This is a genomic window from Nonomuraea sp. PA05 (assembly GCF_008086045.1).
GTDB lineage: Bacteria > Actinomycetota > Actinomycetes > Streptosporangiales > Streptosporangiaceae > Nonomuraea > Nonomuraea monospora.
Map to the genome: position 1 here is coordinate 1 of NZ_VSEY01000083.1, position 22973 is coordinate 22973.

A 22973-nucleotide genomic window follows, 5' to 3' on the forward strand; every position below is an offset into this window, starting at 1 on the left:
CACCCGCCACCCCCCCCGCCCCCCACCCCCCCCCCCCCCCCCCCAGACCCGCCACCCCCCCGCACCCCAGCACCGCCCCCTGCCCCCGCCGCGCCACCGCACCCCCGCACCCCCGCACCCCCGCACCCCCGCACCCCCGCGCCACCGCGCCACCGCGCCACCGCGCCACCGACGACACCGACGACACCGACGTCAGGCGTACATCTCCTGCGAAACCAGCACCCCGCCCCAGCCGCCCTCACGACCCGCCTACGTGACCGAACGTCCTCACAGCCTCCTCAGTCAGACGGCCGTGGGAAAGGGCCCGCGGTTCCACGACACGGCGTCACCAAAGGCCGCCAGCAGATCCACATCGGTACACACCGCATCGGCATACGCACGATGAAGGTTGAGCACGAGCCGTTCAGCATCCGACCACCCAGAAAAGGCCCGCAGATCAGCACACCGAGCAGCATCCAGCGGACTCAGCTCCCGCCGCATCCCATCAGCCGCGATCTCGGCCACGAACCGGTAGTACCGCTCGTGCTCGGCCAAGATGCCAGGCAACGCGGCAGCGTCCGCGAGCGGTCCGTGCCCGGGCACGACGTGCTCGGCGCCGAAGCCGGCCAGCCAGTCCAGCGACCGCAACGCCCCGTCCACGGACCCCATCAACACCAGCGGCGTGATGCCGTGGAAGAGCAGGTCCCCGGTGAACAGCACGCGCTCCTCCGGCAGCCAGGCCACCACATCGCCGGCGGTGTGCGCGGGATGGCCGGGATGCAGCAGGTCGATCCGCCGCCCGCCGCTGTGGACGGTCAGTTCGGAGCCGAACACGAGCCACGGTGGCCGCCGCGTGACCCCGCCCCAGTCAGGCACCGGCGACCAGAACGGCGGGCACCCGTCGATGACGAAGTCCGTGAGCACGCTCTCGCGCACGCTCTCGTGCCCCACGATCACGGCCTGCTCGGGAAGCAGGCTGTTGCCGTGGGTGTGGTCGCCGTGCTGGTGCGTGTTGACGGCCGCCCTGATGGGAGCGCCGCCGGTGGCCGCGGCCAGCGCGTCCAGGAATCTCCGTGTACGTGCCTCAGTGGCGCAGGTGTCGATGACGATCGTGCCGTCGTCTCCGGTCACCGCGCCGGCGTTGTTGACCCACCAGGTGCCATCGGGCTGCACCCACGCGTGCACCCCCGGCACGATCTCGTGCAGGGCCGCCGCGTCGGGCCCCCTGTGCTGGTTTCCCATGGCTTCGACTCCACCACGGCACCCGCGGGGTCATCATCAGCGGGAAAGGTTACGATCTCCCGCGGCTGCGATGTCACAGCCCGCCAGTTCGCAGGACCGGACCGCCTCGGCCAGCCCGTCCACGGCCGCCAGGACCCTGCGGGCCTCGGCGACCAGCCGCTCCCCGGCCGGTGTGAGCGCGACCTTCCGGCTCGTACGCTCGAACAGCCGTCGCCCGACCTCCCGCTCCAGGCGCTGGATGTGCCGCCCGAACGGCTGGGCCGCGATGAAATGCCGCTGCGCGGCCCGCCCGAAGTGCAGTTCCTCGGCCAGCGTGACCGCATAGCGTAGTGACTGGATCTCCATCGACGAACCTCCCCCGACGGCCGGCGGCCCGCCGTCCCAGGCCGCCGCGATGTTCTGTCGCCGGATGATTCGTCCGAGATCGCCCCTTGTATGTCGGCCGCCCAGAGCCCACCAGTCGTACGCCCAAGGCACAACCTCAAACACGGCCCGAAGACACGGCCCGAAAGCATGGCCCCAAAATCAGGCCAAAGGCATGCACCAGAGCCTGGGCCGAAAGCACAGCCCAGAAGTGCGAGCCCCGGCCCCGGGGACACGGTCCAAGAACGTGGGCCGAAAGCACGACCAGAAGGACAACCCTCAAGGCCCATGCCCCAAGGCACAACCGCCCCCACACAAGGAACGCAAAACCCGCGAAGCCGCACGGCCCCCGAGCCGCACGCCTCCTAGGCCTCAGCCTCAGGCTTGTCGTCGCTCCGCACCGGCTCGGGCAAGGTACCGGCGTTGTGCTCCAGCAACCGCCACCCCTTCCGCCCTTCCTGCAGCACGGACCACGAGCAGTTACCCAGCCCGCCCACCGCCGGCCACAACTGCTCAGGCAGCCCGAGCATCTCGCAGATGCCCAGCCGCAGCGCCGCACCGTGGGACACCACGACCAGCAGCCCGTCGTCGTCGACCCGCCCCGCCCACCGGCGCATGGCGGTCGCCACCCTGGCGGCCACGTCGGTGACGGGTTCGCCGTCGGGAGCCTCCCAAGCGGCGTACTCCTCGGGCCAGCGCGAGGCGATCTGCGCGCGGGTGAGGCCCTCCCACTGGCCGCCACCGCGCTCGCGGAAGTCCTTGTCGATGGCCACGTCGAGGCCGACGAGCCGCCCGAGGGCCAGGGCGGTGTCGTTGGCCCGCATGAGGTCGGATGAGACGATCATGCTCGGCCGCAGCGAGGCCAGCAGCGAAGCGGCTCGCGCGGCCTGCGCGACGCCGGTCTCGTCGAGGGGGATGTCGGAGTGGCCTTGGAAACGCTGTTCAACGTTCCACAGGGTCTGCCCGTGGCGCAGACATACGATCCGCCTGCTCATACGGCGGCCTCGCGGTTTCGCGGGTTGCCCTGGCTCACGCGCGCGCCCGCTGGAGGTTGGCCTGCATGACGCTCTCCGGCAGCGAGATGGCCGGGCAGTCCTTCCAGAGGCGTTCGAGCGCGTAGAACGTGCGGTCTTCCTCGTGCTGGACGTGGACGACGATGTCGATGAAGTCGAGCAGCACCCAGCGGCCCTCGCGCTCGCCTTCACGGCGTACGGGCTTGGCGCCGGCCTCGGTGCGCAGCCGCTCCTCGATCTCGTCGACGATGGCGCGTACCTGGCGGTCGTTGGTGGCGGAGCAGAGCAGGAAGGCGTCGGTGATGACGAGCTGTTCGCTCACGTCGTAGGCGAGGATGTCATCGGCCAGCTTGTCGGCCGCGGCTTCCGCGGCGATGCGCACGAGCTGGACGGATCTGTCAGATGCGGTCACGATGCGGGTCTGTCCTCCTGTGTCGGCAGCATGCCCTTATGTTGAGGGTACCCTTCCAGCCCGAAACCCCTCACCTGTGTATCTGCGGACCATGTCAGTCGGCCGTGTGGTACATCCCGCGCTTGTTGATGTACTGGACGATTCCATCGGGCACCAGATACCAAATCGGCTCGCCCTTTGCCACGCGCTGACGGCACTCTGACGAGGAAATGGCCAGTGCGGGGATTTCCAGCAACGTGACGCGGCCTTCCGGCAGGCCGGGGTCGTGCAGGGTGTGTCCAGGACGGGTGCAGCCGACGAAATGTGCCAGCTCGAACAGCTCGTCGGCCTGCTGCCAGTCGAGTATCGCGCCGAGCGCGTCGGCGCCGGTGATGAAGAAGAGCTGAGCATCCGGCCCGTAAATATCCGAAATATCACGCAAAGTGTCGATCGTGAACGTCGGCCCAGGACGGTCCACGTCCACCCTGCTGACCGAGAAGCGGGGGTTCGACGCCGTCGCGATGACCGTCATCAGATAACGGTCCTCGGGCGCGGACACCACCCGCTCCGACTTCTGGTACGGCCGTCCTGTCGGCACGAAGACGACCTCGTCGAGCTGGAAGTGGTGGGCCACCTCGCTGGCCGCGACCAGGTGACCGTGGTGGATGGGATCGAACGTCCCGCCCATCACGCCCACGCGTCGCATCCCCTGCACACTAGGCGCGTTCATCATGAAACGGACCTTACGCGGACGCTTTCCCTCAACATGAATGGACCCCCCTTCGTGATGACCGCGCATCACTTCCGTTGCGGACGTAGCATGCCGGGCATGACGACCACCCCGGACCGCAACCGCGTCCAACTGCCCGGCATCTCGTCCCGAGCCTACGAACACCCCGCAGACCGGTCCGCCCTGGTCGCTCTGCGTAAGCTGAGTGGGTTCGACACGGTTCTCAAGCAGATGTCCGGCCTCATCAGCGAGCGGCGGCTGCGCCTGATGTACCTGGCGTCGGCCGTACGCGTGAGCGAGACCCAGTTCCGCTCCCTCTACGACATGGGCCGCGACGCCGCCTACACCCTCGACCTGCACCGGATCCCCGAGATCTACGTCCAGCAGGACCCGCAGGTCCAGGCCAAGGCCATCGGCTTCGACGACCCGTTCATCGTCGTGACCACCGGTCTGCTCAACCTCATGAACGAGGAGGAGCAGCGCTTCGTCATCGGCCACGAGACCTCGCACATCCTGTCGGGGCACGCGGTCTACCGGACGATGCTCGACATCCTCACCCGCCTCGCCACCCGCGTCGCCTGGATCCCGCTCGGCTACATCGGCCTGCGCGCGATCGTCGCGGGCCTGGAGGAGTGGTACCGCAAGTCCGAGCTGTCCTCCGACCGCGGCGGCCTGCTCGTCGGGCAGAACCCCGAGGCGGCCAAGCGCGCGCTGATGAAGCTCGCCGGCGGCGACTACACGCACGAGATGAACATCGAGGCGTTCCTGGAGCAGTACCAGGAGTACGACACCGCGGGCGACCTTCGCGACGGCTTCCTCAAGGTGCTCAACCTCCTCGGCACCACCCACCCGTTCGCGGTGGTGCGCGTGGCGGAGCTGGACAAGTGGCAGCGCAGCGGCGAGTACGAGCGGATCCTCGGCGGCGACTACCCCCGCCGCGAGGACGACCCCAACGCGAGAGTGACCGAGGAGATCAAGGCGGCGGCCGAGTCCTACCGCGCTTCCTGGCAGCAGTCGCAGGACCCGTTCATCGGCGTGCTGCGCGACGTGGCCGAGGGCGCGGTCAACGCGGGCGAGCGCATCTTCAACCGCTTCTCCCGCCGCGACGGCGGCCAGGGCTGACCGCAGCCCCGAAATCAGCACTGATCGCAACACCATGGTGCTGATCGCGAAGCTGCGCACAGGGCTGACTCCAGCGCGACCGATCGACGTGATCAGCCGCGCACGGCCCGCCGTCCCACAGCGGCGGGCCGTCGTCGAAGCCGCTGACACAGCAGAAGCCGCTGACACAGCAGAAGCCGCTGACACAGGAGAAGCCGCTACAACGGCCGCTAAAGCAGAAGGGCGATGGCGCGCACGGCGGCGGCGCACAGGGCGACGAACCCGCCCAGCACGGCCAGTGCGCGCAGCCCTTCCCTGCGCAGGTCAGGCAGCCGGTGCCCGATCCGCTCGATCTCCCGCCCGGTGATCCCACCGCACAACATCCCGAACACCACACCGGCCACAGTCACGGGCGCGGCCTGCTGCCACCAGTCGGAGTCGATCTGACCGCCGCCGGTGGCCCACAGTGCCCCGCCCGACGCCACCGCGACGGGCACTCCCGGCCACACGACGGCCGTGATCGCCGCCCCGGCCAGCGCCAGCGGGAAGAGCAGCACGCGCAACGTCACCCGCGTACGCCGCGCGCTGCGCCTCCTGACCATCCAGTGGCTCATCCAGAGCGTCCTGGTCAGCACCACGAACACGGTCGTGATCGCGATCGAGGCGATCGGCCAGATCACCGAGGCCACCACGCACGGCACGGCCAGCACCGCGAGCATCAGCAGCGCGCCGTTGCCCGCGGGCAGGGTGGTGGCCGACGCGGTGCCGGGCCTGGCCGCCGTCCTGCTCCTGACGGCTGCCGCCGTACGCTGCCGCGACGCGGCCATCTTGGGCCGCGGGCCGGTGCTCTTGCCGTCCACGCTGGTACGGCCGCGCGGCGCCGGCACCTTGCCCTCGGCACGGCTGCGTGCCACGGCCGCCGCGCCCTTCCCGTCAGGCACGGCCCTGGCGCCCTTCCCATCGGGCACAGCGCGGGTGCCCTTCCCATCGGGCACAGAACGGGCGCCCTTGCCGTCGGACGCGCTGCGAGCGCCCTTGCCGTCCGGCGCGGGCCTGCTGCCGGTGCGCCCGCGCGGCGCCGGCACCTTGCCCTCCGCGGGCACCGCGTTGGGCCTGCTGCGCGCCTTGGCCTCGCCCCGGGCAGCGGCGTCCTCGGCGGTACGGCTGCGCACGGCCGTGCCCTTGCCCGATTCCTCGGCCACGTCGCCCGTGCGCCCACCGGCCGTCGCCGGCTCGCCGTCGGCCGTGCTGGTGGCCTTGGCCAGCCGGGACAGCCGGTCGGCCAGCAGCGCCGCCGTGGGCCGCTTGCCCGGCTCCCTGTTGAGCGCCGCGCGCACCAGCGGCAGCAGCTCGACGGGCACGCCCTTGAGGTCGGCCTGCCCGTTCAGCACCGCGTACATCTGCGCCTCGGCCGTGCCCCGCCCGAACGTGGGCCGCCCGGTCGCCGCGAAGGCCACCGTAGCGGCCCAGGCGTGCACGTCGGCGGGCGAGTCGACGTGCTCGTCGGCGAAGATCTCGGGCGCCGTGTAGCCGGGCGTGCCGAGGAACGTGCCGGTCATGGTCAGGCGGGTCGCGTCGAGCACCTGCGCGATGCCGAAGTCGATCAGCACGGGGCCGCGGTCGGCCATGATGATGTTGCCGGGCTTGAGGTCGCGGTGCACGACCCCGGCCGCGTGGATGATCGCGAGCGCGGCGGCGATGCCCTGGGCCATGTCGACGAGCTGCGACACGTCCAGAGGGCCGCTCTGGCGCACGCGGTCGAGCAGCGTGGCGCCCTCGATGTGCTCCATGATCAGGTACGGCCTGGCGCAGCCCAGGTCGGCGTCGAGCACCTTGGCGACGTACGGGCTCTCGACCCTGCGCAGCGCCCGAACCTCGCGCTCCAGCCTGACGCGGGAGGTGGTGTCCTCGGCCAGATCGTGCAGGACCTTCAGCGCGACATGTTCGCCACGGCGGGTGGCGGCGAGGTAGACCTCACCCATGCCGCCCCGGCCGAGCCGCTCGACCAGGGTGTACGGCCCGACCTTGCCGAGCTTGCTCACCGTCCCTCCCCGCCCGGCGCGCCCATAAGGGACACAACCCTAGCGCCGGTGCGCGAGTTGCCGTGTGAGGCACGCCGAAGGATTATCGGCGTGTGTGATCGGAGAGCATGCTGTCGAGCCCGGCCGTGGGCTCGTCCGACAACCGGCGGCGGCCTTTCCTGCGCCAGTTGACGTGGCCGCGGCTCTCCAGCCAGAGCAGCAGCCGGTCGGCGCCGAACAGCACCGCGGCCGAGAAGACCAGGGCGACGACAATTTCCATGCACCCCAGTCAATCCACGGCACCCCGCGCCGGTCAGGCCGACACGCCGGTCAACCGGCCACCACCGTGCCTTCTGACGTGCGCAAATGCCCCTCACCCGTATAGATCCACTTGGTCGAGGTGAGCTCGGGCAGCCCCATCGGGCCGCGCGCGTGCAGCTTCTGGGTGGAGATGCCGATCTCCGCCCCGAACCCGAACTCGCCGCCGTCGGTGAACCGCGTCGAGGCGTTGACCGCGACGGCCGCCGAGTCGACGAGCGACACGAACCTGCGGGCGGCCCGCTGCGAGCGGGTGACGATGGCGTCGGTGTGGCCGGAGCCGTAGCGCCTGATGTGCGCCACCGCGTCCTCCAGCGAGCCGACGACGGCGGCGGCGATGTCGAGCGAGAGGTACTCGGCGTAGTAGTCGTCGTCGGTGACGGGTACGACGCCGGAGCCGTAGCCGGCGATCCGCTCGTCGCCGTGGACCGTCACGCCCGCCTCGCGCAGCGCCTCCAGCGCCTTGGGCACGAACGCGTCGGCGACGTCGGCGTGCACCAGGAACGTCTCTGCGGCGTTGCACACCGACGGCCGCTGCGCCTTGGCGTTGACCAGGATCTGCACGGCCAGGTCGACGTCCGCCTCGGCGTCGACGTACACGTGGCAGTTGCCCACGCCGGTCTCGATCACCGGCACCGTCGACTCCTCGACCACCGAGTTGATCAGCGACGCGCCACCGCGCGGGATCAGCACGTCGACCAGCCCGCGGGCGCGCATGAGCTCCTTGACCGAGTCGCGGCTCTGGCCGGGCACGAGCTGGACGGCGCCGGAGGGCACCTCGGTGGACTCCAGCGCGTCCTGCATGATCTTCACCAGCGCGGTGTTGGAGGAGTAGGCGCTGGACGAGCCGCGCAGCAGCACCGCGTTGCCGCTCTTGAGGCAGAGCGCGGCGGCGTCGACGGTGACGTTGGGGCGGCCCTCGTAGATGATGCCGATGACGCCCAGCGGCACCCTGAGCTGGCGCAACTCCAGCCCGTTGGGCAGGGTGGAGCCGCGCACCACCTCGCCGACCGGGTCGGGCAGGTCGGCCACCTCGCGCACGGCCTCGGCGATCGCGCCGACCCTGGCCTCGTCGAGGCGCAGCCGGTCGATCATCGCCTCGGAGGTGCCCTGGGCCCTGGCCCGCTCGACGTCCTCGGCGTTGGCCGTGACGATCTCGGCGGCGTGCGCGACCAGCGCGTCGGCGATCGCGCGCAGCGCCCGGTCCTTGGGCGCCCGCGGCAGCGGGGCCAGCTCGGCGGCGGCCTCTCGTGCCGCGCGGGCGACCTTCAGGAACTCTTCGGACATCACGCGCTCCTCTGGGGGGCCGATCTAGTTGTGGGTTTCCAGTATGACGATGTCGTCGCGGTGGATCAGCTCGCGTTCATATTCCGGACCGAGCGTGCTGGCCAGCTCCCTGGTGGAGCGCCCGAGCAGCCCCGGGATCTCGGTGGCGTCGAAGTTGACCAGGCCGCGGGCCACCACGAGCCCCTGAGGGCCGCACAGGTCGACCGGGTCGCCCGCCGCGAACTCGCCCTCCACCGCCGTCACCCCGGCCGGCAGCAGCGACTTGCGGCGGCCCACGATGGCCTCCACGGCACCCTGGTCGAGGTGGAGAAGGCCGCGCCCGGTGGTGGCGTGCGCGAGCCACAGCAGGCGCGTGCCGGGGTGGCGGCCGCCGGGGTGGAAGTAGGTGCCCACGTCGGCTCCGGCGAGCGCCTGGGCGGCGTGGGCGGCCGCGGTGAGCACCACGGGCACGCCCGCCCCGGTGGCGATCCTGGCCGCCTGCACCTTGGTGATCATGCCGCCGGTGCCCACGGACGCGCCGTTCTTGCCCAGCTCGACCCCGGCCAGGTCCTCCGGGCCGCGGATCTCGGCCAGCCGCTGCGAGCCGGGGCGGCTGGGCGGGCCGTCGTAGAGCGCGTCCACGTCCGACAGCAGCACCAGCGCGTCGGCGTGGATCAGGTGCGTGACCAGCGCCGCGAGACGGTCGTTGTCGCCGAAGCGGATCTCGTCGGTGGCCACGGTGTCGTTCTCGTTGACGATGGGCACGATGCCCAGCTCCAGCAGTCTGGCCAGAGTGCGCTGGGCGTTGGCGTGGTGGGCGCGCCGCATCATGTCGTCGGCGGTCAGCAGCACCTGGCCGACGCGCAGCGAGTAGCGGGCGAAGGAAGAGGTGTAGCGGGCCACCAGCACGCCCTGGCCGACGGAGGCGGCGGCCTGCTGGGTGGCCAGGTCGCGCGGTCGCGCGCTCAGCCCGAGCGGGCCGAGGCCCGCCGCGATCGCTCCCGAGGACACCAGGACGATCTGCGTCCCGGTGCGGCGCCTGGCCGCCAGCACGTCAACCAAGGCGTCGACCCGGTCGACGTCGATCATGCCCTGGGGGGTGGTGAGCGAGGAGGAGCCGACCTTGACGACGACCTTCGACGCAGAGCTGATCTGTTCCCGCACGTAAGTGAGCCTATCGGCTCGCCGGAGGGCCGACGCTACCGAATTACCGCTTTGTTTGCATTGACTGCATTACTGCAATGAATGTAATTTTTCGCTCATGGCAACTCGAATCTACGCCGTCACCGGCGCCGCCTCCGGCATCGGCGCGGCCACCGCCGACCAGCTCGCCGCGTCCGGCGCGAAAGTGATCCGCTGCGACGTGCGCGACGCCGACGTCCTCGCCGACCTGACCACGCCGGAGGGCCGCGACGACCTGGTGTCGGGGGTCGCGGCGGCCTCGGGCGGCAGGATCGACGGCGTGGTCGCCGTCGCCGGGCTCGCGCTCCCGTCCGACCTCACCGTCCGGCTCAACTTCTTCGGCACCATCGCCACCCTGGAGGGCCTGCGCCCGCTCCTGGCCGCCGCCGAGCAGCCCAGGGCGGTCGCCGTGTCGTCCCTGAGCGCCATCGTGGCCGCCGACGAGGGCCTCGCGCAGGCCTGCCTCACCATGGACGAGGACGCCGCCGCGACGGCCGCCCGCGCGCTCGTCGAGGCCGGGCACGGACGCGCCGTCTACCCGTCCAGCAAGCTCGCGCTCAACCGGTGGCTGCGCCGCGCCGCCCTGTCGTGGGCCGAATCCGGCATCCCGCTCAACGCGGTCGCGCCTGGCGTGGTGGACACGCTGACGGCGCGCACCGCGTTCCTGGACGACCCGCGCACGCGCGCGCTCGTCGCCGCCGCGATGCCGCAGCCCCTGGCCTTCCCCGGCCCGGTGGACGCGGTCGCGTCGCTGCTGGCGTGGACGGTCAGCGCCGCCAACTCGTTCATGACGGGCCAGATCCTGTACGCGGACGGCGGCGCGGAGGCCACCCTCCGCACCTGAGCCCCGGCCCACGCCAGCGCCCCGCCACGCCAGCGCCCCGCCACGCCAGCGCCCCGCCACGCCAGCGCCCCGCCACGCTGGCGCGCTACCCCAGGCCCGGCCCGCGCCAGCGTGCTGCCCGAGCCTTGCCGCGCTGTCCGAGCGCTGCCCAAGCGCTGTCCGAGCGCTGCCCGCTGTCTGTGCCCGCGGGCCGACCGTGCGAGCCTTCCGCCCACACGGCCCCGTCCGCGCGCCCCCGGTGTGTCAGCCGAGCCGCATGTCGGTGCCGCGCGGCCCCTGCCGCACCGACTCCGCGCTCAGCGTCGGCTGCCAGTCGAAGACGTACCCGCCCTCCATCGGCCCGATGACCACCTCGGCCCCGGCCTTGGCGCCCGCCTTGGCCAGCTCCACCTCGACCCCCAGCCGCTCCAGCCGATCGGCGAGGAACCCGACGGCCTCGTCGTTGCTGAAGTCGGTCTGCCGGATCCACCGCTCCGGCTTCTCGCCGGTGATCTGGAACAGGTTGTCGTTGACCCGCCGCACCTTGAACCCGGCGTCACCGAGCTGCTTGGGCCTGATCACCAGCCGCGTGGGCTCCTCGACCGGCTTGTTGGCCCTGGCCGCCGCGACCCACTCGCCCATCGCGTACGTCAGCTCCCGCAGCCCGTCGTGCGTGGCGGCGGAGATCGTGAACACCTGCAGCCCCTTGGCCTCGAACTCGGGCCTGACCATCTCGGCCAGCTCCCGCGCGTCGGGCACGTCCGCCTTGTTCAGCACGATCATCCGGGGCCGGTCCTCGAGCTTGCCGTACGCCCGCAGCTCCGCCTCGATCACCTCGTAGTCCGTGACCGGGTCGCGGCCCGGCTCCATGGTGGCGCAGTCGATGACGTGCACCAGCATGTCGCACCGCTCGACGTGCCGCAGGAACTCGTGCCCGAGCCCCTTGCCCTGCGACGCGCCGGGGATCAGGCCGGGCACGTCGGCGACGGTGAACACGTTCTCGCCCGCGGTCACCACGCCCAGGTTGGGGATCAGGGTGGTGAACGGGTAGTCCGCGATCTTCGGCTTGGCCGCGCTCAGCGCCGCGATCAGCGAGCTCTTGCCGGCGCTGGGGAACCCGACCAGCGCCACGTCCGCGACGCTCTTCAGCTCCAGGGTCACGTCGAGGCCGTCGCCGGGCTCGCCGAGCAGCGCGAAGCCGGGCGCCTTGCGCTTGGTGCTGGCCAGCGCGGCGTTGCCGAGCCCGCCGTGACCGCCCTGCGCGATCACGTACCGCGTGCCGGCGCCCACCAGGTCGACCAGCACCTCGCCGGTGGCGGCGTCCTTCACCACGGTGCCGTTCGGCACGGGCAGGATCACGTCCTCGCCGTTGGCGCCGTCACGGTTGGAGCCCTGGCCCTGCTTGCCGTTCTCCGCCTTGCGGTGCGGGCGGCGGTGGTAGTCGAGCAGGGTGGCGGTGTTGGGGTCGACCTCCAGGATCACGTCGCCGCCCCGCCCGCCGTTGCCTCCGTCGGGGCCGCCCAGCGGCTTGAACTTCTCCCGGTGGATGGAGGCGCACCCGTTCCCCCCGTCACCGGCCGTGATGTGTAGGACCACCTGGTCCACGAAGTCCGGCATCCCCGCATCCTCCATCACCCCGTCAGGGGCTCACTCGTACCAACACCGGAGGCCGAACCCCCTGAAAAACGCCAAGGGGTGGATCGACACCAGATCGCGTCGATCCACCCCTGAAGCAACAGACCCGAAGGCCGAGCGGGAAACCCTACTCGGCGACGGGGACGATGCTCACGGCCCGGCGGCCGCGCTTGACACCGAACTGCACGTGACCGGCGGCCAGCGCGAACAGCGTGTCATCGCCACCACGGCCGACGTTGTCGCCGGGGTGGAAGTGGGTGCCACGCTGACGGACGATGATCTCGCCCGCGTTGACCAGCTGGCCACCGAAGCGCTTGACGCCCAGACGCTGGGCGTTGGAGTCACGACCGTTCCGGGTGGACGACGCGCCCTTCTTGTGTGCCATCTCTCAAAACTCCCGTCAGGCCTGCTCGATACCGGTGATCTTCACCTGGGTGTACCGCTGGCGGTGACCCTGGCGCTTCTTGTAACCGGTCTTGTTCTTGTACTTGAGGATGCGGATCTTCGGGCCCTTGGTCTCACCGAGGATCTCGGCGTTGACCGTGAACTTGCCCGCCTCCGTGGTCACATCGCCGTCGTTGACGACGAGCACCGTCGGCAGCGAAACCGAAGAGCCGACCTCGCCGGCGACCTTGTCCACCTCGAGGACGTCACCGACGGAGACCTTCTGCTGCCTGCCGCCGCAACGAACGATCGCGTACACCGCGGAACCCTTCTACTGACTCACTGTTGGTTTTCGTTTCGACCCTCGGCCGCCTCACGAAGAGGCGGCCGCCGAATGCTGCGCCCGTCATTCGACCGGTCTCAAACCGACGAACCGAAGTAAGCGCGCCAACAGGGCACGTCACCTGACGCACCGATCCACCAGGGTACCGGATTAACGGTGCCCTAGGCGAACCGGACGGATCGTCGGAAGTCCGCCGAGCGGCTACTCGGAAGACTTGGCTCGGCGGGAGCGTCGCCGCCCTCTGCCGGAAGTCTGGTTTGCCTGGTCGTCCTCGGCCGGGACGTCTTCCAGCGCACCGGTCACGGTATCACGGCTGGAGGAGTCCTTGGCCGCGGAAACCTTGTCCGAGACCGCCTTCTCGACCGCCATCTTGCCCTGCGTGCCGCGCGGCTCAGGCTTGCTCTCGACCGGCTCCGTGGAGACCAGCAGGCCACGCCCGTTGCAGCACTCGCACGGCGTCGAGAACGCCTCCAGCAGCCCCTGACCGACCCGCTTACGCGTCATCTGGACCAGCCCCAGCGAGGTGACCTCGGCCACCTGGTGCTTGGTCCTGTCGCGCGCCAGGCATTCGAGCAGCCTGCGCAGCACCAGGTCGCGGTTCGACTCCAGCACCATGTCGATGAAGTCGATCACGATGATGCCGCCGATGTCCCGCAGCCTGAGCTGGCGGACGATCTCCTCGGCCGCCTCCAGGTTGTTCCTGGTGACGGTCTCCTCCAGGTTGCCGCCCTGGCCGGTGAACTTGCCGGTGTTGACGTCGACGACGGTCATCGCCTCGGTACGGTCGATCACCAGCGAGCCACCGCTCGGCAGCCACACCTTGCGCTCTAGCGCCTTGCCGAGCTGCTCGTCGATCCGGTACGACTCGAACACGTCGCCGTGGTCGCCGTCGTCCCACTTCGACAGCCGCTCGCCCAGGTGCGGAGCGACGTACTTGACGTACTCGTCCACCGTCTCCCAGGCGTCGTCGCCCTGGACGACCAGGTTCGTGAAGTCCTCGTTGAAGACGTCACGCACGACCCGGATCGTCAGGTCGGGCTCGGCCGACAGCAGCTCGGGCGGGCTGGCCGACTTGGCCTTCTTCTGGATGTTCTCCCACTGCGCCGACAGCCTGGCCACGTCGCGGGCCAGCTCGTCCTCGGAGGCGCCCTCGGCCGCGGTGCGCACGATCACGCCCGCGTTCTCCGGCATGACCTTCTTGAGGATGCTCTTGAGCCGCGTGCGCTCCTTGTCGGGCAGCTTGCGGCTGATGCCGGTCATCGACCCGTCCGGCACGTACACGAGGTAACGCCCCGGAAGGCTGATCTGCGAGGTGAGGCGGGCGCCCTTGTGCCCGATCGGGTCCTTCGTGACCTGCACGAGCACCGACTGGCCGGACTTCAGCGCCGACTCGATCCGCTTCGGCTGGCCCTCCAGCCCGGCGGTGTCGAAGTTCACCTCACCGGCGTACAGGACGGCGTTCCTGCCCTTGCCGATGTCCACGAACGCCGCCTCCATCGAGGGCAGCACGTTCTGCACCTTGCCGAGGTAGACGTTGCCGACGTACGACTGGCTGGCCTCGCGGTTGACGTAGTGCTCCACGAGCACGCCGTCCTCCAGCACCGCGATCTGCGTGCGATCGCCCTGCCTGCGCACCACCATCATGCGGTCCACGGACTCGCGGCGGGCCAGGAACTCCGACTCGGTGATGATCGGCGGACGCCGGCGGCCGAGCTCGCGCCCCTCGCGGCGGCGCTGCTTCTTGGCCTCCAGCCGGGTCGAGCCGCGCACGCTCTGCACGCCGTCGGTGGCGGTGTCGAGCGCCGCCGCACGGCCGGAGCGCGGCGCGCGAATGCGCACCACGGTGTTCGGCGGGTCGTCGCTGGACGGCTCCGCGCCCTCGTCGGTGCCACGGCGACGCCTGCGACGGCGACGGCGCGAGGTGGAGGACTCCTCTTCCTGGGCCTCCTCCGCCTGCTCCTCGTCGCCCTCGTCCTCGGACTCCTCGCCGTCCTCGGCCTCGTCACGCTCGCGCGCCTTGCCGCGGCCCCTGCCGCCCCTGCGGCGACGGCGACGGCGGCTGCCACCCTCCTCTTCCTCCTGCTCGTCGGAGGTGTCGAGGTCGGTCTCGTCCTCGGTCACGGTCTCGTCGACCGGCTCCTCGACCTCCTCCTCGGGCTCCGGAGCAGCGGGCTGCGGCGGCTCGGCCTTGCGCTGCGCGGCGGGCTTGGCGCGGCTGGGGTCCGGTGCCTGGAACAGCGGCGCGAAGATGGCCGCGGGCCGCTGGAACGCGGCGCCGCCTGCCTCGACGTCCCTGCGCGCGGTCAGCCCGAACGGGTCGGCGAGCAGGCTCGGCCGGACGCTGTCCTCGTCGAGGTCCTCGCCGGCGGGCTCGTCGTCGAGCGGCTCGTCCTCGGGCAGGATCTCCAGAATGTCCTCGTCGTCGCCCTCGCCGTCGGCCACGATGTCCCGCGCGGCCTCAGCGGCCCGCGCCGCCTCAGCCTGCGCCGCCTCAGTGGCCTCAGCGGTCACGCCACCGGCGGCACCGGACGCCCCGGCCCCGGCAGCCTCGCCACCGGCCGCTCCAGCACCGGCCGACGCCTCAGCCGCGGCGGCCGCGGCGGCCGCCTTCCCGGTCTTCGCCGTCGTCGCCTTACGCGTACGACGCCGCGTCGTCCCGGCAGCGGCTTCCCCGGCGGCCACACTCTCGTCCCCGAACGGTGCCGCGGCCTCGCCACCACCGGACGGCGCGACCACCTCGCCCCCCGCGACGGGGCCTGCCTCGGCCCCCCCGGCCCGAGCGGCGGAGTCCTCCACGGACAGCGCCTCGGCCGCCTCAGCGGCGGGCGCGGCGACCTCTTCGTCCTTCTTGCGCGTCCTGCGCCGCTTCACCGGCGCCTCCGCGACGGCCTCTCCGGCCGTTTCCTCAGCGGCAGCCCCAGTAGCAGCCCCAGTGGCAGCCCCAGTGGCAGCCTCAGTGGCCGCCTCCGCGGCTTCCGCCTCGGCCTTCTTCGTCGTACGCCGCCGCGTGGTCGTCGCGGTCGAACGTGTCCTGGTAGCCCTCTTCGGCTTCTCCGCGTCGGCCACGGCCTCGGCGACAGCCGCCTCGGCCGGGCTCACCCCTTCGGCGCCGCTCGCGGCGGCGGCCAGCAGCCCGGCCGCGGGCTCACCCGCGGCACGCTGCGCGGCGGTACGCTGCACCGCCTGCACGTCGGCCACGGACGGCGCGTTCTGCGCGGCGGCACTCGTGACCGGTGCGGAGGCCGGCTCCTCCGGCAACTCCGGCGGAGGACCCGCGGGGCGGCTGGCGGAGCGGCGACGCTTGGTCACCTCGGGCTGTTCAATTGTCTCCCCGTCAGAGCCAGTGGCCCCGGCGTTGGGCTCGTTGTCGAGCATGCGGGCGCTCTCCCGTCAGCTCCCGGGCGCGTCGCCGCGCCGCGCAGGAGCCCTCGTGTCTCGTTGTCCGCCGGCGCTCCCGTAGCGAGCGCGCCGACGCCAAGTCCTGTCAGCGGTCGTGCCCGGCTCGCGCCGCGCACTGGGCGTGCCCGGCACATGCCGGTCACTCCCTCAACCGGCGACGTGCTCACCCGCCGGTCCCGCCTCGCCGCCGCGCGTGATGTCGCGGTCCAGGTCGAGCGGGTCGGCAAGTGCACCGGTACTCGCGTCGAGCGGCCCCTGCGCCAGCCTGGTCACCTCGGGGGGAACCGGCGGCGCGAAGTCGGCCACAAGGCGCAGCCCTGTGAGCACATCGTCGGGTCGAACGGCAGGCGTCATGTGCCGAACAACCATGCGCAGTATGACACACGGCTCCCCACGCACCTGAGCTGCGGTTCTGTCTGTTCCCTCGGACACCGTGAGCCTCAGGACGGCCTGCCGCGCGTCAAAGCGGCGGGGGCCCTTCTTGGTCAGGCGCTCGACTTCCACCGTGCCTTCCGCGAGGAACTTCTGCACCGCCACCTCGGCGAGCTCGCGATCGGCACCGGGCAGCCGCACCTCCCAGTCGGAGACCTCCAAGCGGTCGGCCAGCCCACCCTGCCCCGCCTCCACGACGTCGAGCACATCGAGCCCGGAAGGCAGCGACTCGTCCAGGCTCTGCTTGACCTGGCCGGGGTCGCACGGCGTGGTAACACCGATCTCGAGGTACTCGGCTTCGCTGGCGACGCCGGTCGGCGCCGCGCCCGCGTAGGAGATCTTCGGGTGGGGCGAGAAGCCCGCGCTGTAGGCCACCGGAATGCCGGCACGGCGGACCGCCCTCTCAACGGCCCGCGAGATGTCGCGGTGACTGGTGAAGCGCAGACGGCCGCGCTTGGCGTAACGCACACGCAGGCGCTGCACCGTGGGCGCGGGCGGAGGCCCTTCGGGAACAGGTTTCAGAGCTTGTCGTCCTTCCCTTGTAAGAGTTCCTTCGTCTCAGGATAAGCCGCTGCGGCGGATGAACGTGTACGCCGTGACACGGCTCGCCCACTGAGCGCGCTAGACCACCGTCAGAGGAAGGAGTTTGCGCCCCGTGGGGCCGATCTGAATTTCGGTGCCCATGGTGGGGCAGACACCGCAGTCGTAGCAGGGGGTCCAGCGGCAGTCCTCGACCTCACCGCCGGTGACGGCCTCCTGCCAGTCCTGCCACAGCCATTCGCGGTCGAGCCCGGCGTCGAGGTGGTCCCACGGCAGGACCTCGTTCTCCTCGCGCTCGCGCGTGGTGTACCAGTCGACGTCGACGCCCGCCTTCTCGGCGGCGGCCATCCAGCGCTCGTAGGAGAAGTGCTCGCTCCAGCCGTCGAAACGGCCGCCGTCCTCCCATACGGCCTTGATCACGGCGCCGACCCGGCGGTCGCCCCGCGACAGCAGGCCTTCCACGATGGACGGCTTGCCGTCGTGGTAGCGGAAGCCGATGGCCCGGCCGTAGTTCTTGTCGCCTCTGAGCGAGTCGCGCAGGGCCTTGAGCCGTCTGTCGACGGTCTCGTGATCGGCCTGCCCGGCCCACTGGAACGGGGTGTGCGGCTTGGGCACGAATCCGCCGATGGAGACCGTGCAGCGGATGTCGCGGCTGCCGGTCGCCTCGCGGCCCGCCTGGATGACCTTCTTGGCCAGGTCGGCGATGCCGAGCACGTCTTCGTCCTGCTCGGTGGGCAGCCCGCACATGAAGTAGAGCTTGACCTGCCGCCAGCCCTGCGAATAGGCGGTGCTGACGGTGCGGATCAGGTCTTCCTCGGTGACCATCTTGTTGATCACCTTGCGCATGCGCTCCGAGCCGCCCTCGGGCGCGAACGTCAGGCCCGAGCGCCTGCCGTTCCTGGAGAACTCGTTGGCCAGGTCGATGTTGAACGCGTCGACCCGGGTCGAGGGCAGCGACAGCGAGGTGTTGGTGCCCTCGTAGCGGTCGGCCAGGCCCTTGGCGACCTCGCCGATCTCGGAGTGGTCCGCGGACGACAGCGACAGCAGGCCGACCTCGTTGAAGCCGGACTCCTTGATGCCGTTGTCGACCATGGCGCCGATCGTGGTGATCGAGCGCTCGCGCACCGGCCGCGTGATCATGCCGGCCTGGCAGAACCGGCAACCGCGCGTGCAGCCGCGGAAGATCTCCACGCTGAACCGCTCGTGCACCGTCTCGGCCAGCGGCACCAGCGGTTTCTTCGGGTAGGGCCACTCGTCGAGGTCCATCACGGTGTGCTTGTGCACCCGCCACGGCACGTCGGCCCGGTTGGGCGCGACCCGCTTGATGCGGCCGTCGGGGTGGTACTCGACGTCGTAGAACTTGGGCACGTAGACCCCGCCGGACTCGGCGAGCCGCATCAGCAGCTCGTCACGCCCGCCGGGGCTGCCCTCGCCCTTCCACTCGCGGATGACCTCGGAGATGGCGATCGAGATCTGCTCGCCGTCGCCGAGCACTGCCGCGTCGAGGAAGTCGGCGATGGGCTCGGGGTTGAAGGCCGCGTGGCCGCCCGCGAGCACGATCGGGTCGTCCTCGCCCCGGTCGGCCGCCCGCAGCGGGATGCCGGCCAGGTCGAGCGCGGTGAGCAGGTTGGTGTAGCCGAGCTCGGTCGAGAACGACACGCCGAGCACGTCGAAGGCGCGCACCGGCCGGTGCGCGTCCACGGTGAACTGCGGGACGCCCTCGGCCCGCATGAGCGCCTCCAGGTCCGGCCAGACCGCGTAGGTGCGCTCGGCCAGCGTGCCGGGAAGCTCGTTGAGGATCTCGTAGAGGATGGCCACGCCCTGGTTGGGCAGCCCGACCTCGTAGGCGTCCGGGTACATCAGCGCCCATCGCACGTCCGCCGAGTCCCAGTCCTTGACGGTCGAGTTGAGCTCACCCCCGACATACTGGATGGGCTTCTGCACCTTGGGCAGCAGCGCTTCCAGGCGGTGGAATATCGACTCGACAGGCATACCGTCAAGGGTAGCGGCGCTCAGGCGGTGGCAGGGCCCTCGACGTTTACTCAATGCGCTCCGGGCGCCGGAATGGCCGGGAACATACCGCTAGTTGAACGACTGGCTGCGCACCCTGATGGCCTGCAACAGCCCGACCGCGATGAGGTTGGCGAACGTGGCGGTGCCGCCGTACGACACGAAGGGCAGCGGCAGACCCGTGATCGGCATGATCCCGATCGTCATGCCCACATTGATGAACGTCTGGAACGCGAACCAGCACACGATCGTGCCGGCGACCAGCGTCCCGAACCGGTCCTCGCACTGCCTGGCGATCTTCAGCCCGCGCAGCAGCACCACGCCGAGCAGCAGCACCACCGTGACGGACCCGAGGAACCCGAACTCCTCGCCCGCCACCGTGAAGATGAAGTCGGTGTGCTGCTCGGGCACGAACCGCCCGGTCGTCTGCCCGCCGCCGAGCAGCCCCTTGCCCAGCAACTGCCCCGAGCCGATCGCGATCATCGACTGGGTGCTGTTGTAGCCCACCCCGCGCGGGTCGACGCTCGGGTCGACGAACGCCGTGAACCGCGCCACCTGGTACGGCTCCAGCATCTGGAAGTAGAACACCGAGAACACCCCGGCGCCCGCCACCAGCGTCAGCACCCCGACCCACCGCTTGCGCATCCCCGCGATGATCAGCCCGGCGGCCGTGATCACCGCCAGCACCAGCGCCGTGCCCAGGTCAGGCTGGAGCATCACCAGCCCCATCGTGAGCCCCGAGGCGAGCAGCGCCAGCGTCACGTCGAGCCCGCGCGGCCGATCGCTGCCCTCGGCCGGCTGGGCCAGCAGCATCGCGATGATGAGCAGCAGCCCGACCTTGGCGAACTCCGACGGCTGCACCGCGAAGCCCCCGCCGAGCAGGATCCACGAGTGCGAGCCGTTGATCGTCGCGCCCAGCGGCGTGATCACCAGCACCAGCCCGACCAGCGACAGCAGGAACACCAGCGGCGCGTACGCCCGCATCGCCCGATGGTCGACCATGGCCACGATGCCGCACAGCACCACGCCGATCGTCTCGTTGAGCAGGTGCTTCTTGACCAGCCCCGTCGAGCCCGGCGCCCACGTCCTGGTGCACGACCAGACCAGCAGCGTGCCGATCACGCACAGCCCGGCCACCGCGACGAGCATCAGCCCGTCGAGCCGCCGCACGGTCGAGTTCTCGGCGGTGATCCGCCGCATCAGTGAGGGCCTCCGGACGGCCGCCGTCCGCGCCATCACCCCCGGCCTCCCCTACGCGTGCTCATCCCCGGATCACCATCCCGTCCGGCGCGAAGCGCGGCAGCCTCGTGGTCAGCCGCCCGCCGTTGGACACCGCGGGCTTGCGCTTGATGCCGTAGATCCCCTCGTAGATCGCCCGTACGGCCGGAGCCGCCGTCTGCGCGCCCATCCCGCCCTGGGAGACCATCGCCACCACCACGTACTGCGGGTTCTTCGTCGGCGCGAACGACGCGAACCACGAGGTGTCCTGCTTGCCCCAGACCTCGGCGGTGCCGGTCTTGCCGCCCACCCGCACCTTGTTCATCGGGAACCCGGCGAACGCCCCGGCCGCCGTGCCGTCGGCGGCCACCTGGCTCAGCGCGTGCTTGATGTAGAGGCGTTCCTTCTCGCTGATCGGCAGCTTGCCCACCACCGGCACGGGGATGGTCCTGACCACCTTGCCGTCGGGCCGCACCTGCGCCCACCCGATGCGCGGGCTGCGCACCTTGCCGTCGCTCACCAGCGCCATGTACGCCCTGGCCAGCTGCATCGGCGTGACCAGCACGTCGCCCTGCCCGATGGAGAAGTTGGCCGAGTCACCCGGCCGCAGCAGGAACCCCTCGGTGCAGTTCTCCAGCGCCAGCCGCTTCAGGAACTCGGCCCGCGCCCTGTCCTTCTCCTCCGGATACCCCTTGCGCGACCGCTCGCAGTTGACCGCGCTGGTCTGGTTCCACAGCTCCTTCTTCCAGGCCCGGTCAGGGATGCGCCCACCCGACTCGCCCGGCAGGTCGACGCCGGTCGGGCTGCCGAAGCCGAAGGCCCGCGCCGTGTTGGCGAACACCTCCTTGGGCTTGCGTTTCGGGGTGCGCCCGCCGTCCTTCAGATACTGCTCGTACGCCGCCCGGTAGAAGATCGTGTCGCATGACTTGACCAGCGCCGTGTGCAGGCTCAGCGTGCCCAGCGGGATGCCGCGGAAGTTGTTGAACGCCCGGCCGCCCACCGCGTACGAGCCGGGGCAGGAGTAGTGGCCGTTGAGCGGGTATCCGGCGCGCAGCATGGCCGACACCGACGACACCTTGAACGTCGAACCGGGCGCGAACTGCCCGTTGATGGCCCGCGACACGAGCGGCTTGCCGGACTTGTCCGACAGCAGCCACTGGTAGCCGCGCGCCGAGATGCCGCCCGCCCAGATCTCCGGGTCGTAGCCGGGCGCGCTGGCCAGCGCCACCACCCGCCCGCTGCGGGCGTCGAGCACCACCGCGGCCCCGCCGTCGGCCGACGGCGCCGACTTCATCGCGTTGGCCAGGGCCTTCTCCGTCACCGCCTGCACCCGCGAGTCGATGCTGGTCACGAGGTGGTCGCCGGGGATGGGCGTGATCTGCTCCTCGACGCCGAGCGCCTTGCCCATCCGGTCGACCTGCACCCTGCGGAGCCCGGCCTTGCCCCGCAGCGCGTCGTCGTAGACGTATTCGAGCCCATCGCGCCCCGCCAGGTCGACCCCGGAGAAGCTGGCCTTCAATCCCTCCCGCTTCTCCAGCTCAGCCTCGGTGACCGGCTGCAGGTAGCCGAGCATCTGCGCGCCCGCCCTGCCGCCGGGATACTGCCTGACGGAGTGGATCTCCGCCGTCACCCCGGGGAACTCCTCCTGCCGCTCCAGGATCTGCAGCGCCTCGCGCGTGTCGACCTTCTCGTCCAGCGGCACCGGCTGGTACGGCGACCCCGTCCAGCACGGCTTGCCCACGCCTGGCCCGCACGGCGTGATGCGCTGCTGCAGGTCGGACACCGGCCGCCCGAGCACCTCCGACAGCTTGCGCAGCACCTTGACGCCGCTGTCCTTCATCCTCGACAGCCGCGTCCTGTCCACGGAGACGACCAGCGCGGTCTTGTTGCGCACCAGCGGCCGGCCCGACGAGTCGAGGATCTGCCCGCGCACGGCCGGCACGATCACGGCTCGCGTCCTGGTCTCGGTGGCCCGCGTCACGAACTCCTGCCCGCGCACGACCTGCACCTGCCACAGCCGCACGGCCAGCACCACGAGCAGCGTCAGCACCAGCACGTGCAACGCCAGCAGCCGGGCCCGCATCCTGGTCATGTCGCGAATCTCTTTCTGGTGGTCAGCCAGATCACGACGGGCGAGACCAGCAGCGTGTAGACGATCGTGACCGGCACCTGCTCGGTCAGCGTGGCCACCGTCACCCGTGGGTCGGCGATCAGCCCGCCCACGGCCGCCGCCAGCAGTGGCGCCATCAGCACGCACAGCACGACGGTCGTCACGGGGCCTCCTGCGCCTCGCCCGGCGACGTAGCCGACGAGCGCCAGCACGAACGCGTACTGGCCCATGAGGTGAGCGGACGGCGGCATGACGTCGACCAGCAGCCCCGCGAAGAACCCGAGCACCGCCCCCGGCCCCGGCCCCCGCACCAGCGCCGCCCCGATGACGGCCAGCAGCACCAGGTCGGGCGCGCCCCCGGCGGGCAGCGGCACCCGGTTGACGAGCATCACCTGCGCCAGCATCGCCAGCACCACGGAAACACCCCCGATCACCGCTCCCCCCTTCTGGACGCCGACCCCGCCCGAACGCCT

20 protein-coding genes are annotated in these 22973 nt (G+C 71.0%); 2 read left to right on the plus strand and 18 right to left on the minus strand.

Annotated elements, in window-relative coordinates:
- Positions 1 to 282: 282 nt before the first annotated feature.
- The 5 genes from FXF51_RS58975 to nadD form a co-directional block, all read right to left on the minus strand.
- Positions 283 to 1221, minus strand: coding sequence for an MBL fold metallo-hydrolase (locus tag FXF51_RS58975; RefSeq protein ID WP_148443612.1), 939 nt, complete (start codon positions 1219 to 1221; stop codon positions 283 to 285).
- A gap of 36 nt (positions 1222 to 1257) precedes the next feature.
- Complete coding sequence (locus FXF51_RS58980) at positions 1258 to 1566, minus strand: LysR family transcriptional regulator (protein ID WP_148443613.1); 309 nt, start codon at positions 1564 to 1566, stop codon at positions 1258 to 1260.
- A 383-nt stretch (positions 1567 to 1949) separates the two neighbouring features.
- Positions 1950 to 2579: a histidine phosphatase family protein gene (locus FXF51_RS58985; RefSeq protein WP_148443614.1), complete on the minus strand. Its 630-nt coding sequence runs from the start codon at positions 2577 to 2579 to the stop codon at positions 1950 to 1952.
- Between the two features lie 34 nt (positions 2580 to 2613).
- Positions 2614 to 3009, minus strand: a complete 396-nt coding sequence (gene rsfS / locus FXF51_RS58990) for a ribosome silencing factor (RefSeq protein ID WP_148443615.1) — start codon at positions 3007 to 3009, stop codon at positions 2614 to 2616.
- 94 nt (positions 3010 to 3103) lie between these two features.
- The gene (gene nadD, locus FXF51_RS58995; RefSeq protein ID WP_148443616.1) at positions 3104 to 3721 is read right to left on the minus strand and encodes a nicotinate-nucleotide adenylyltransferase; all 618 of its coding nucleotides are present in this window, start codon (positions 3719 to 3721) and stop codon (positions 3104 to 3106) included.
- A gap of 96 nt (positions 3722 to 3817) precedes the next feature.
- On the opposite strand from nadD, the gene FXF51_RS59000 reads away from it, so the two are divergent.
- Positions 3818 to 4840 (plus strand): M48 family metallopeptidase, encoded by a 1023-nt coding sequence (locus FXF51_RS59000; protein ID WP_148443617.1) that lies wholly within the window; start codon positions 3818 to 3820, stop codon positions 4838 to 4840.
- Between the two features lie 209 nt (positions 4841 to 5049).
- Here FXF51_RS59000 and FXF51_RS59005 read toward each other — a convergent pair whose 3' ends face one another.
- The 4 genes from FXF51_RS59005 to proB all read right to left on the minus strand — a co-directional run bounded on the left by FXF51_RS59005 (position 5050) and on the right by proB (position 9588).
- A complete protein-coding gene (locus FXF51_RS59005) occupies positions 5050 to 6861 on the minus strand; it encodes a serine/threonine-protein kinase (protein ID WP_148443618.1) in 1812 nt (603 codons plus the stop codon).
- An 82-nt stretch (positions 6862 to 6943) separates the two neighbouring features.
- The gene (locus FXF51_RS61670) at positions 6944 to 7120 is read right to left on the minus strand and encodes a hypothetical protein (protein WP_187415184.1); all 177 of its coding nucleotides are present in this window, start codon (positions 7118 to 7120) and stop codon (positions 6944 to 6946) included.
- 50 nt (positions 7121 to 7170) lie between these two features.
- Positions 7171 to 8445: a glutamate-5-semialdehyde dehydrogenase gene (locus FXF51_RS59010; protein ID WP_148443619.1), complete on the minus strand. Its 1275-nt coding sequence runs from the start codon at positions 8443 to 8445 to the stop codon at positions 7171 to 7173.
- Positions 8446 to 8469: 24 nt separating this feature from the next.
- Positions 8470 to 9588: a glutamate 5-kinase gene (gene proB / locus FXF51_RS59015; protein ID WP_222871985.1), complete on the minus strand. Its 1119-nt coding sequence runs from the start codon at positions 9586 to 9588 to the stop codon at positions 8470 to 8472.
- Positions 9589 to 9685: 97 nt separating this feature from the next.
- Between proB and FXF51_RS59020 the strand changes: the two genes are divergently transcribed.
- Positions 9686 to 10450: an SDR family oxidoreductase gene (locus FXF51_RS59020; RefSeq protein ID WP_148443620.1), complete on the plus strand. Its 765-nt coding sequence runs from the start codon at positions 9686 to 9688 to the stop codon at positions 10448 to 10450.
- Between the two features lie 243 nt (positions 10451 to 10693).
- Here FXF51_RS59020 and obgE read toward each other — a convergent pair whose 3' ends face one another.
- The 9 genes from obgE to mreD form a co-directional block, all read right to left on the minus strand.
- Positions 10694 to 12046: a GTPase ObgE gene (gene obgE, locus FXF51_RS59025; protein ID WP_148443621.1), complete on the minus strand. Its 1353-nt coding sequence runs from the start codon at positions 12044 to 12046 to the stop codon at positions 10694 to 10696.
- Between the two features lie 145 nt (positions 12047 to 12191).
- A complete protein-coding gene (gene rpmA / locus FXF51_RS59030) occupies positions 12192 to 12449 on the minus strand; it encodes a 50S ribosomal protein L27 (protein WP_012893687.1) in 258 nt (85 codons plus the stop codon).
- Positions 12450 to 12464: 15 nt separating this feature from the next.
- Complete coding sequence (rplU, locus tag FXF51_RS59035; protein ID WP_080046162.1) at positions 12465 to 12767, minus strand: 50S ribosomal protein L21; 303 nt, start codon at positions 12765 to 12767, stop codon at positions 12465 to 12467.
- Between the two features lie 225 nt (positions 12768 to 12992).
- Positions 12993 to 16100, minus strand: a complete 3108-nt coding sequence (locus FXF51_RS59040) for a ribonuclease E/G (protein WP_262380636.1) — start codon at positions 16098 to 16100, stop codon at positions 12993 to 12995.
- Between the two features lie 237 nt (positions 16101 to 16337).
- Positions 16338 to 17105, minus strand: coding sequence for a TIGR03936 family radical SAM-associated protein (locus tag FXF51_RS59045; RefSeq protein ID WP_148443622.1), 768 nt, complete (start codon positions 17103 to 17105; stop codon positions 16338 to 16340).
- A 138-nt stretch (positions 17106 to 17243) separates the two neighbouring features.
- The gene (locus FXF51_RS59050) at positions 17244 to 19154 is read right to left on the minus strand and encodes a TIGR03960 family B12-binding radical SAM protein (RefSeq protein WP_148443623.1); all 1911 of its coding nucleotides are present in this window, start codon (positions 19152 to 19154) and stop codon (positions 17244 to 17246) included.
- A gap of 90 nt (positions 19155 to 19244) precedes the next feature.
- The gene (rodA, locus tag FXF51_RS59055; protein WP_262380637.1) at positions 19245 to 20372 is read right to left on the minus strand and encodes a rod shape-determining protein RodA; all 1128 of its coding nucleotides are present in this window, start codon (positions 20370 to 20372) and stop codon (positions 19245 to 19247) included.
- Between the two features lie 61 nt (positions 20373 to 20433).
- Complete coding sequence (mrdA, locus tag FXF51_RS59060; RefSeq protein ID WP_148443625.1) at positions 20434 to 22482, minus strand: penicillin-binding protein 2; 2049 nt, start codon at positions 22480 to 22482, stop codon at positions 20434 to 20436.
- On the minus strand, positions 22479 to 22934 hold the full coding sequence (gene mreD / locus FXF51_RS59065; RefSeq protein WP_148443626.1) for a rod shape-determining protein MreD: 456 nt from the start codon (positions 22932 to 22934) through the stop codon (positions 22479 to 22481). The genes mrdA and mreD overlap by 4 nt, the downstream gene beginning before the upstream one ends.
- Positions 22935 to 22973: the final 39 nt, after the last annotated feature.

Bases quoted from the DNA above. Each gene is read 5' to 3' on its own strand.
- FXF51_RS58975 (WP_148443612.1), bottom strand. From the start codon at position 1,221: ATGGGAAACCAGCACAGGGGGCCCGACGCGGCGGCCCTGCACGAGATC.
- FXF51_RS58980 (WP_148443613.1), bottom strand. From the start codon at position 1,566: ATGGAGATCCAGTCACTACGCTATGCGGTCACGCTGGCCGAGGAACTG.
- FXF51_RS58985 (WP_148443614.1), bottom strand. From the start codon at position 2,579: ATGAGCAGGCGGATCGTATGTCTGCGCCACGGGCAGACCCTGTGGAAC.
- nadD (WP_148443616.1), bottom strand. From the start codon at position 3,721: ATGATGAACGCGCCTAGTGTGCAGGGGATGCGACGCGTGGGCGTGATG.
- FXF51_RS59000 (WP_148443617.1), top strand. From the start codon at position 3,818: ATGACGACCACCCCGGACCGCAACCGCGTCCAACTGCCCGGCATCTCG.
- FXF51_RS61670 (WP_187415184.1), bottom strand. From the start codon at position 7,120: ATGGAAATTGTCGTCGCCCTGGTCTTCTCGGCCGCGGTGCTGTTCGGC.
- FXF51_RS59010 (WP_148443619.1), bottom strand. From the start codon at position 8,445: ATGTCCGAAGAGTTCCTGAAGGTCGCCCGCGCGGCACGAGAGGCCGCC.
- FXF51_RS59020 (WP_148443620.1), top strand. From the start codon at position 9,686: ATGGCAACTCGAATCTACGCCGTCACCGGCGCCGCCTCCGGCATCGGC.
- obgE (WP_148443621.1), bottom strand. From the start codon at position 12,046: ATGCCGGACTTCGTGGACCAGGTGGTCCTACACATCACGGCCGGTGAC.
- rpmA (WP_012893687.1), bottom strand. From the start codon at position 12,449: ATGGCACACAAGAAGGGCGCGTCGTCCACCCGGAACGGTCGTGACTCC.
- FXF51_RS59050 (WP_148443623.1), bottom strand. From the start codon at position 19,154: ATGCCTGTCGAGTCGATATTCCACCGCCTGGAAGCGCTGCTGCCCAAG.
- rodA (WP_262380637.1), bottom strand. From the start codon at position 20,372: ATGCGGCGGATCACCGCCGAGAACTCGACCGTGCGGCGGCTCGACGGG.
- mrdA (WP_148443625.1), bottom strand. From the start codon at position 22,482: ATGACCAGGATGCGGGCCCGGCTGCTGGCGTTGCACGTGCTGGTGCTG.